The 9,542-nt window shown below is 69.6% G+C and carries 8 protein-coding genes; 6 read left to right on the plus strand and 2 right to left on the minus strand.

Annotated elements, in window-relative coordinates:
• The first annotated feature begins 401 nt into the window (after window positions 1–401).
• From AC1RSK_RS21285 to AC1RSK_RS21300, 4 genes are read left to right on the plus strand one after another with little or no spacing between them, the layout of a single operon-like run.
• Complete coding sequence (locus tag AC1RSK_RS21285; protein ID WP_492909691.1) at window positions 402–1,676, plus strand: MFS transporter; 1,275 nt, start codon at window positions 402–404, stop codon at window positions 1,674–1,676.
• A 42-nt stretch (window positions 1,677–1,718) separates the two neighbouring features.
• Complete coding sequence (locus AC1RSK_RS21290; RefSeq protein ID WP_492909692.1) at window positions 1,719–2,429, plus strand: DUF969 domain-containing protein; 711 nt, start codon at window positions 1,719–1,721, stop codon at window positions 2,427–2,429.
• On the plus strand, window positions 2,426–3,385 hold the full coding sequence (locus AC1RSK_RS21295) for a DUF979 domain-containing protein (protein WP_492909693.1): 960 nt from the start codon (window positions 2,426–2,428) through the stop codon (window positions 3,383–3,385). Before AC1RSK_RS21290 ends, AC1RSK_RS21295 begins: the two co-directional genes overlap by 4 nt.
• Window positions 3,369–4,370, plus strand: coding sequence for a DUF2891 domain-containing protein (locus tag AC1RSK_RS21300; RefSeq protein WP_492909694.1), 1,002 nt, complete (start codon window positions 3,369–3,371; stop codon window positions 4,368–4,370). The genes AC1RSK_RS21295 and AC1RSK_RS21300 overlap by 17 nt, the downstream gene beginning before the upstream one ends.
• A gap of 217 nt (window positions 4,371–4,587) precedes the next feature.
• Here the strand turns inward: AC1RSK_RS21300 and glmM are convergent, their stop codons facing one another.
• On the minus strand, window positions 4,588–5,940 hold the full coding sequence (gene glmM, locus AC1RSK_RS21305; RefSeq protein WP_492909695.1) for a phosphoglucosamine mutase: 1,353 nt from the start codon (window positions 5,938–5,940) through the stop codon (window positions 4,588–4,590).
• A gap of 184 nt (window positions 5,941–6,124) precedes the next feature.
• Here glmM and glmS point away from each other — a divergent pair, with 184 nt between their 5' ends.
• Entirely contained in the window at window positions 6,125–7,942 is a 1,818-nt protein-coding gene (gene glmS / locus AC1RSK_RS21310; protein WP_492909696.1) for a glutamine--fructose-6-phosphate transaminase (isomerizing), read from the plus strand.
• Window positions 7,943–8,093: 151 nt separating this feature from the next.
• Here glmS and AC1RSK_RS21315 read toward each other — a convergent pair whose 3' ends face one another.
• Window positions 8,094–8,345 carry a hypothetical protein gene (locus AC1RSK_RS21315; protein ID WP_492909697.1) on the minus strand — a complete coding sequence of 84 codons (252 nt, stop codon included), beginning with the start codon at window positions 8,343–8,345 and terminating at the stop codon, window positions 8,094–8,096.
• Between the two features lie 98 nt (window positions 8,346–8,443).
• On the opposite strand from AC1RSK_RS21315, the gene AC1RSK_RS21320 reads away from it, so the two are divergent.
• Window positions 8,444–9,310, plus strand: coding sequence for a UTP--glucose-1-phosphate uridylyltransferase (locus AC1RSK_RS21320; RefSeq protein ID WP_492909698.1), 867 nt, complete (start codon window positions 8,444–8,446; stop codon window positions 9,308–9,310).
• Window positions 9,311–9,542 lie beyond the last annotated feature (232 nt).

Genomic DNA, 9,542 nt, shown 5'->3' on the forward strand with positions numbered 1-9,542 from the left:
GTCGGCGCGCCATGATAGAAATTCTGGCGCTGCCGCGCCTCGGCATGCGGGCGCCCGACCACGCCACGGCGGGCGCATGCCGACAGGCTGGTGAATATGTCTAGACATATTCACCAGCCAAAACCGCCCTTCGCCGACCCGGGCCGCGAGGGAGTGCCCAGGCCGGGCACAAGCCGGCCAACCTTCGGCAACCGGCGACCAACCCGATGGCCAACGTCCGGGGCTACCTTCACAGCGTCCCAACCAACCCGCCGACCACCCCAACCCGCTGATTTCACTGGCCTAAGGACGATGACCGTCCCTTCCGGCGTCGCGACGCGGTATAATGGTTGGCCGCTTCGACAAGGGTCGCGCTTGCGCCGGCCCCGCGCCTCATGGAGTCTGGCCGCCGGAGAATCCCCTTGCCGCCAGAGCCAGCCCCCGTCCCCTCGCCGCGTTTCGGGGCCTATCTGTTCACCCACGGCGCCTGGTTCCTGGCCTTCGGGGTGCAGCTGGTGCTGTTTCCCTACCTGGTGCGCGTCGTCCTGCAGGAGGATGAGATCCGCTTCGGCCTGGCCCAGATGTGCCTGCAGCTGCCGACCACCCTGCTGATCCTCATCGGCGGCTTCACCGCCGACCGCATTCCGCCGCGCCGCATCGTCGCCATCGCCTGCGCCCTCAGCGTCCTGACCTTCACGGCGCTCGGCCTGATGGTGATCAGCGGCCGGCTGACCTATGGCCTGGTCATCTTCTACGCCCTGTCGGTGGGAACCATCGGCGCCTTCGCCATCCCCGCCCGCGACAGCCTGCTCAGCCTGGTCGCGCCCGGCGACGACGCGCGGTCGGTCCATCGGGCCGTCAACTTCGCCTCCCTGGCCCAGTTCGGGGCCCAGATCCTCGGCATGGCCTACGCCACCCTGGCGCCCTTCGTCGGGGTCGGCCGCATGCTGCTCAGCCTGGCCGGGCTGATGGCCGCCGCCAGCCTGGCCGCCATCTCCCTGCGCCCGCGCCCGGCCCATGTCGCCGAGCGCGGCGAGGGGCACCTCATCCGCCGCATGGCCGCCGACATCGCCGGCGGCCTGAAAGCCGCCTTCGGCTCGCCGATCATCGCCCCGGTGGTGGTCTGCGCCCTGTTCGTCGGCATCTGCTTCATGGGCAGCTTCTTTGTGCTGCTGCCGCTGATCGTGCAGAGCTACTTCCCGCCCAACGACCCCGATCCCACCCACATCGCCACCGCGCTGGCCCTGTTCAGCCTCTGCTTCTGGGTCGGTTCGCTGATCTCGGCCCTGACCCTGACCCGGCTCGGCCACCTGCGCCGCAAGGGCCTGGTCTACATGGCCGCCCTGCTGAGCGGCGGCCTGGTCCTGATCGCCTGCTCGGTCACCGTGCCCTTCCCGGTGCTCTGCGTCCTCAACTTCGTCTGGGGCCTGGGCGGCGGCGTGGCCATGACCCTCGGCCGGGGCCTGGTGCAGCAGTACGCGCCGGCCGCCAGCCGGGGCCGCATCCTGTCGGTCTTCACCCTGGGCCTGATGGGCGGCGGGCCGCTCGGCGCGGCCGCCTACGGCTTCCTGGCCAAGGCCGTGGGCCCGCACACCGCCATCCTCGTTCCGGGCCTGCTGATGATCGGCCTGGTCGCCTGCGTCTTCACCTTCTCGCCCCTGCGCCACCTCGACGAGGACGCGCCGGTAGACGCCTGATCAGACTCCGGCGACTGTGACGCCCGCAACGGGAGGCCCCTCATGTCCCTCTGGCCGCTGATCGGCATCGCCGTCGTCGTCGCCGGCTTCGTGGCGCGGTTCAATCCGCTGCTGGTCGTGGCCGCCGCCGCCCTGGCCACCGGCATCGCCTTTGGACTGTCGACCGGCCTCGCCCCGCTGCCCGCCGCCATCCAGACCCTGGAGACCTTCGGCAAGGCCTTCAACGACAACCGCTACATCACCCTGACCTGGATGATCCTGCCGGTCATCGGCCTGCTCGAGCGGGCCGGCCTGCAGGAAAAGGCCCGCGATCTGGTGGCGTCCATCAAGGGCGCCACCACCGGCCGCCTGCTGCTGCTCTATCTGCTGGTCCGCCAGGTCACCTCGGCTCTCGGTCTCACCTCCCTCGGCGGCCATCCGCAGATGGTCCGCCCGCTGATCGCCCCGATGGCCGAGGGGGCCGCAGAGGCCAAACTCGGCCCGCTCGGCCAGGAGGCCCGCATGCGCATCCGCGCCTTCAGCGCCGCCACCGATAACGTCGGCCTGTTCTTTGGCGAGGACATCTTCATCGCCATCGCCTCCATCCTGCTGATCAAGGGCTTCCTGGAGCAGAACGGCATCGTCGTCGAACCGCTGGCCCTGTCGGTCTGGGCCATCCCCACCGCCGTGCTGGCCTTCGTCATCCACGGGGTGCGCCTCTGGCGGCTCGACGGCCAGATCGCGAAACTGAACGAAGCGGAGCCGACCCGATGATCGGCCTGCCGGTCCTCTACGTCATCGGCGGCGTCTTCTTCGCCGCCATGGCCCTGCTCGGCGCCTTCGACCGCGAAAACCCCAAGCGCTGGGGCAACCTCGCCTTCTGGGGCCTGCTGGCCGTCAGCTTCCTCGTCGGCTCCTACATCGGCGACCTCGCCAACGGCGTCCTGGTCCTTGCCCTCGCCGGCCTGGCCGGTTTCGGCGCGCTTGGCCAAGGCAAGCCCAACACCACCACGCCGGAAGAGCGCCGGATAAGCGCCGCCCGCCTCGGCGCAAAACTGTTCATCCCGGCCCTGGTCATCCCCCTGGTCACCCTGGTCGGCACCTTCGTCTTCAAGGCCTGGACCATCGGTGGCGCCCATGTCGTCGATCCCAAGCAGGCGACCCTGGTCTCCCTGATCCTCGGCATCCTCACCGGCCTGGTCATCGCCGTGATCATGATCCGGCCCCGGCCCACCGTGCCGGCCCAGGAGGGCCGCCGCCTGCTCGACGCCGTCGGCTGGGCCGCCCTGCTGCCCCAGACCCTGGCGGCGCTGGGCGCCGTCTTCGCCGCCGCCGGGGTGGGCCAGATCATCGGGGCCTTCGCCGGCTCCAGCCTGCCGTCCAGCGGCGCGGCCGGGGCCATCCTCGCCGTCGTCGCCTACACCTTCGGCATGGCCATCTTCACGGTCATCATGGGCAACGCCTTCGCCGCCTTCCCGGTGATGACCGCCGGCATCGGCCTGCCGCTGATCGTCGGGACCTTCCACGGCGACCCGGTGGTCATGGCCGCCGTCGGCATGCTGTCGGGCTTCTGCGGCACGCTGATGACCCCGATGGCCGCCAACTTCAACATCGTCCCCGCCGCCCTTCTGGAGCTGACCGACCGCTACGGCGTCATCAAGGCCCAGATCCCCACCGCCCTGATCCTGCTGATCGCCAACACCGTGCTGATGTATGTCTTCGTCTACTGAGCTTTCGGCCGAGACGGCCTCGAAATTTGCCGCCATTGCGCTCGGCCACGTCCGCCAGCCCTGGCCGCACAAGGCCGATCATGTGTTCGCGAGCGCCGCCGATGTCGCGCCGCACCAGGATTTCCACCCGATTTTCTTCGGCAGCTACGACTGGCACAGCTGCGTCCACGGCTACTGGACCCTGGCCACCCTGCTGCGCCTCTACCCCGACATCCCCGAGGCCCCCGGCATCCGCGCCCTGTTCGACGACGCCTTCACCCCCGCCAAGGTCGCCGTCGAGACCGCCTACCTGGCCCGCCCCGGTTCACGCGGCTTCGAGCGCCCCTACGGCTGGGGCTGGCTCCTGATGCTGCAGGCCGAGCTGCTGCGCCACGACGACGACTGGTTCGCCCACCTGCGGCCCCTGGCCGACGGCTTCGTCCAGCGCTTCCACGCCTACCTGCCGCTGGCCACCTACCCGGTCCGCACCGGCGTCCATTCCAGCACCGCCTTCGCCATCACCCTGGCCCTCGAATACGCCGACGCTGTCGACGACCACGACCTGTCAGCCCTGCTGAAAGCCGCCCTGCGCCGCTGGCACCTCGACGACGCCGACTGCCAGGCCTGGGAACCCTCCGGCGAAGACTTCCTCTCCCCGGCCCTGATGGAGGCCGAGGCCATGCGCCATGTCCTCGGCGCCGACTTCCCCGCCTGGTTCGACCGCTTCTTACCGAGAGCCGCCGAACGCCTGCCGGCTGCGCTGTTCCACCCGGCCACCGTCAGCGACCGCACCGACGGCAAGATCGCCCACCTGGATGGCTTGAACCTCAGCCGCGCCTGGTGCTGGCGAAACATCGCCGCCGCCCTGCCGGAGGGCCACCCGGCCGCCCCGGTCGCCCGCGACGCCGCCGCCCGCCACCTGGCCAGCGCCATCGACCACGTCGCCGGCGACTACATGGGCGAGCACTGGCTGGCGAGTTTCGCGCTGTTGGCGCTGCGGCCGTGACAGTTCCTCCTCCGGCGCGAAGCGACGGGGGAGGGGGACCGCCGGCCCGACTTCAGGGCCGGTGGTGGAGGGGGCAGCGCCGGCCCGTGGGGTTGAAGAGCGTTCTGGCGCGGTCGCAACGACAGCGTTCAGGGTCAGCCCGCCCCGCCGGCGCTGCCCCCTCCACCACCGCCTTCGGCGGCGGTCCCCCTCCCCCGCCCTGCGGGTCGGAGGAGGATTACCCCGCCGCCTTCACCGCCCCGGCGATCTCCCCGACCAGCTGGGCCACCAGCGCCTCGTCGTCGCCCTCGGCCATCACCCGGATCAGCGGCTCGGTGCCCGAGGCCCGCACCAGCACCCGGCCCGAACCGTTCAGCCTGGCCTCCGCCGACAGGATGGCGTCCTTGACCTTGTCGTTGTCCAGCGGCTTGGCGCCCTTGGAGAACCGGACGTTCTCCAACAGCTGCGGCACCGGCTCGAACTGGCGGGCCAGGGCGCTCATCGGCTGGTCGGTCTGGACCATCACCGCCACCACCTGCAAAGCCGCGATCAGCCCGTCGCCGGTCGTCGAGAAGTCCGACAGGATCACATGCCCCGACTGTTCGCCGCCCAGGTTGAAGCCGCCCGAGCGCATCCGCTCCATGACATAGCGGTCGCCCACCCCGGTCCGCTCCAGGGTCAGGCCCTGGGCGGTCATGAACCGCTCCAGGCCCAGGTTGCTCATCACCGTGGCGACGATGCCGCCGCCGCTGAGCTTCTCGGCCTTGGCCCAGGCCCCGGCCACGATGGCCATGATCTGGTCGCCGTCGACGACGACGCCGTTCTCGTCGCAGATGGTCACCCGGTCGGCGTCGCCGTCCAAAGCGATGCCGATGTCGGCGCGGTATTCCTTGACCGCCGCGCTCATCGTCTGCGGATGGGTCGAGCCGCACAGCTCGTTGATGTTGAAGCCGTTTGGCTCCACCCCGATCTCGATGACCTCGGCGCCCAACTCGTACAGCACCGCCGGCGCCACCTTGTAGGCCGCCCCGTTGGCGCAATCGACGACGACGCGCAGGCCGTTGAGGTTCAGGGCTTTCGGGAAGGTCGCCTTGACGATCTCGACGTAGCGCGCCTGCGCATCGTCGATCCGCCGCACCCGGCCCAGCTCCGTCGGACCGACCAGGTTCTCCTGCAGGCCCTCGTCCATATGCCGCTCGATCTCCGCCTCGCGGGCGTCGCTGAGCTTGTAGCCGTCCGGCCCGAACAGCTTGATGCCGTTGTCGCTGAAGGCGTTGTGGCTGGCGCTGATCACGACGCCCAGGTCTGCCCGCATAGAGCGGGTCATCATCGCCACCCCGGGCGTCGGCAGCGGCCCGAACAGCCGCACGTCCATGCCCATGCTGGTGAAGCCGGCGACCAGGGCCGGCTCAATCATGTAGCCCGACAGGCGGGTGTCCTTGCCGATGACCACCAGGTGGCGGCGGTCGGCCTCGGTGCGGAACAGCTTGCCGGCGGCCAGGCCCACGCGCAGCGCCACCTCCGCCGTCATCGGATGGCTGTTGGCGCGGCCGCGGATGCCGTCGGTGCCGAAATAGGAGCGTTTGGCCATAAGTCCCTCTTATCGGAGGCGTTTTGCATCCGGCCGCGCCGATCGCCAACAAACTTTTGGCGACAGTCTGTTTCGGAACGAAAAGTCTTAACGCAACAGTCTGCAACGCATTTTCATGCCCCGCCGGCGCCGGGCGGTGCTAATGGCGCCTTCGCGTTATCGGTGAAACAGGACGGTCCCCAGCATGTGCGGCATCATCGGCATTGTCGGCAAGAGCTCCGTCTCCGAGCGGCTGATCGAGAGCCTCAAGCGGCTCGAGTACCGGGGTTATGACTCGGCTGGGGTCGCAGGCGTGGTTGGCGGCAAGGTCGAGCGCCGTCGCGCCAAGGGCAAGATCAAGGCCCTGGAGGAGGTGCTGGTCGCCGAACCGTTGACCGCCACGGTCGGCATCGGCCACACCCGCTGGGCCACCCATGGCGTCCCCAACGTCCCCAACGCCCACCCGCACAAGGCCGGCAAGGTCACCCTGGTCCACAACGGCATCATCGAGAACTTCGCCGAGCTGAAGGCCGAACTGCAGGCCGCCGGCCGCAGCTTCGAGAGCGACACCGACACCGAGGTCATCGCCCAGCTGATCGACAGCCGCATCGCGGCCGGCGACGAACCGCTCACCGCCCTGAAGTCCACCCTCGACCGCCTGACCGGCGCCTTCGCCCTGGCCGTGCTGATCGAGGGCCACGACCGCCTGGTGCTGGGCGCCCGCCGCGGCAGCCCGCTGGTGGTCGGCGAGGGCGATGGCGAGATGTTCCTGGGCAGCGACGCCCTGGCCGTCGGCCCCTTCACCAACAAGGTCGTCTACCTGGAAGAGGGTGATTACGTCGCCATCGACGACACCACCGCCCGCATCTTCGACGAGGACGGCCAGCCGGTCACCCGGCCCGTGAAGCTGGTCAGCGCCTCGGCCGCCCTGGTCGAGAAGGGCAACCACCGCCACTTCATGGTCAAGGAGATCTACGAGCAGCCCGACGCCTGCCAGCACACCCTGACCGCCTACCTCGACGCCGTGAACGGCAAGGTGAAGGCCCCCGGTGACTTCGACTTCAAGACCGTTGAACGCATCCAGATCGTCGCCTGCGGCACCGCCTTCTACGCCGCCTCCATCGCCCGCTACACCTTCGAGCGCCTGGCCGGCCTGCCCTGCGACGTCGAGATCGCCTCGGAGTTCCGCTACCGCGACCCGGCCGTGACGCCGGGCACCCTGGCCATCGCCGTCAGCCAGTCGGGCGAGACCGCCGATACGCTTGCCGCCCTGCGCTGGTGCCAGGCCAAGGGCCTGAAGACCGCCGCCGTGGTCAACAGCCACGAGAGCACCATGGCCCGCGAGGCCGGCGTCCTCTGGCCGACCCACGCCGGCCCCGAGATCGGGGTCGCCTCGACCAAGGCCTTCACCAGCCAGGTCACCGCCCTGCTCGCCCTGGCCGTCGCCGCCGCCGCCGCCCGCGGCCGCATCGACGAGGCGCAGGAGCATCACCTCGCCCGCATCCTGCTGGAGGCCCCGCGCCTGGTCGGCGAATCCCTCGACGTCGAGGCCGCCGTCACCGCCCTGGCCCCCAAGATCGCCCGGGCCCGCGACGTGCTCTACCTGGGTCGTGGCGCGATGGCCCCGCTGGCCTATGAGGGCGCCCTGAAGCTGAAGGAAATCAGCTACATCCATGCCGAGGGCTATGCGGCGGGCGAACTCAAGCACGGCCCCATCGCCCTGGTCGACGAAGAGACCCCGATCATCATCATCGCCCCCTCGGACGCCCTGTTCGAGAAGACGGTCAGCAACATGAGCGAGGTCGTCGCCCGCGGCGGCAAGGTGGTGCTGATCACCGACGCCGCCGGCGCCCGCCACGCCCCCGAAGGCGCCGACGTCATCGTCGCCCCGACCTGTGATCCCCTGATCGCCCCGCTGGTCTTCGCCGCGCCGATCCAGCTCTTGGCCTACCATGTGGCGGTGCAGAAGGGTGCGGACGTGGACCAGCCGCGCAACCTGGCGAAATCGGTGACGGTGGAATAGGGGGCGCTGGCCCCACCCCACAACCGATTATCCCGACGAAAGTCGGGACCCAGTGTCCACCAGCATCGCGGACGCTGGTGCTGATCAGAGCTGAACCCGTTGGCGGCTTGCCAGCTGGGTCCCGACTTTCGTCGGGATGGTCGGATTGGGGTTACTGCCCCTTCGGCGTCTCACCCGGCGGCGGCGCGATGACGTCCGGCGGGACCTTGGTCGGGTCGGTCGGTGGCGGGTTGGCCACTGGCGGCAGGGTCGTCGCATCGTTCGGCGGCGGCGGACTGTCCGAAGGCGTCACCGGCGCGGTCGTCGTCTCGGGGGCCGACGGAGCCTGCGTCGCCGGCTTGCCGCAGGCCATCAGGGCGAGGGTCGTTCCGGCCGCGACGGCAATGGTCAGGAAGGTTCTCATGGGCGGCTCCTCCAGCGCTATGATCCCAGAACCGCCACCCAACCCCGGCGTTCCGTCCCGGCTGGAATTGTGATCGTCCTTCGGATACCTCATCTCCCATGAAACCTGTCCGCAAAGCCGTTCTTCCGGTCGCGGGCCTGGGCACGCGCGTGCTGCCCGGCGCCAAGACGACGCCCAAGGAAATGCTCAACATCGTGGATCGGCCGATCCTCAGCTACATCATCGCCGAGGGCCGGGCGGCGGGCATCGAGCACTTCGTCTTCGTCACCGGACGCGGCAAGGAAGCCATCGAGGCCTATTTCGACCACCACATCGAGCTGGAAAGCCAGCTCCAGGCCAAGGGCAAGCTCGACATCCTGGAGGCCGTGCTGGCCGACCTGCCCCGCCCTGGCGAGATGAGCTTCGTGCGCCAGATGTCGCCGCAGGGCCTCGGCCACGCCGTCTGGTGCGCCCGCGACATCGTCGGCGACGAGCCCTTCGCCGTCATGCTGCCCGACATGCTGATGCATGCCGAGCGCCCCGCCCTGGCCCAGGCGATGGACGCCTACAAGCAGGTCGGCGGCAACATCGTCGTCGTCGAACCGGCCCCGGCGGGCGAGACCCACAAATACGGCATCGTCGCCCTGGACGGCCAGGACGGCCGCCTCAACCGGATGACCGGCATGGTCGAGAAGCCGCCGCTGGGGACAGAGCCCTCGAACCTGTTCATCTCCGGCCGCTACATCCTGCAGCCGGAAATCTTCAGCCTGCTGGCCGACCAGGGCAAAGGGGCCGGCGGCGAGATCCAGCTGACCGACGCCATGGTCCGGCTGATGGCGCTGGAGCCCTTCCACGCCCTGGAATACGACGGCGTCACCTACGACTGCGGCGACAAGATCGGCCTCTTGCGGGCCAACGTCGCCTATGCGCTGCAGCATCCGGAACTGGGCGCGGCGGCGCGGGCGGCGGTGACGGCCCTGCTGTAGGGCGGGGTCTCGCTCCAGCCCCCCTCCCGCTATCGTCATCCTAGGCCTTGTGCCTAGGATCCCGCTGTCCGCTTGGCTCTCACGGTGGGGTGGAGGCGCAGCCGCGCCTCCAGGGCAGGGCTTGTCGCGGCTGAGCCCGGGATCCTAGGCACAAGTGTTCAGCCCGGGGACATAGCGGACACCTGTTCGGGGACATGGCTGACACTTTGCGAGCGGGTCAAGTCGATGCTTG

The organism is Caulobacter sp. GW821-FHT11A05 (assembly GCF_058809015.1).

Coding starts and splice junctions, on each gene's coding strand:
- glmM (WP_492909695.1), bottom strand. CDS start 5,940: ATGGCCAAACGCTCCTATTTCGGCACCGACGGCATCCGCGGCCGCGCC.
- AC1RSK_RS21300 (WP_492909694.1), top strand. CDS start 3,369: ATGTCTTCGTCTACTGAGCTTTCGGCCGAGACGGCCTCGAAATTTGCC.
- AC1RSK_RS21295 (WP_492909693.1), top strand. CDS start 2,426: ATGATCGGCCTGCCGGTCCTCTACGTCATCGGCGGCGTCTTCTTCGCC.
- AC1RSK_RS21315 (WP_492909697.1), bottom strand. CDS start 8,345: ATGAGAACCTTCCTGACCATTGCCGTCGCGGCCGGAACGACCCTCGCC.
- AC1RSK_RS21320 (WP_492909698.1), top strand. CDS start 8,444: ATGAAACCTGTCCGCAAAGCCGTTCTTCCGGTCGCGGGCCTGGGCACG.
- AC1RSK_RS21290 (WP_492909692.1), top strand. CDS start 1,719: ATGTCCCTCTGGCCGCTGATCGGCATCGCCGTCGTCGTCGCCGGCTTC.
- glmS (WP_492909696.1), top strand. CDS start 6,125: ATGTGCGGCATCATCGGCATTGTCGGCAAGAGCTCCGTCTCCGAGCGG.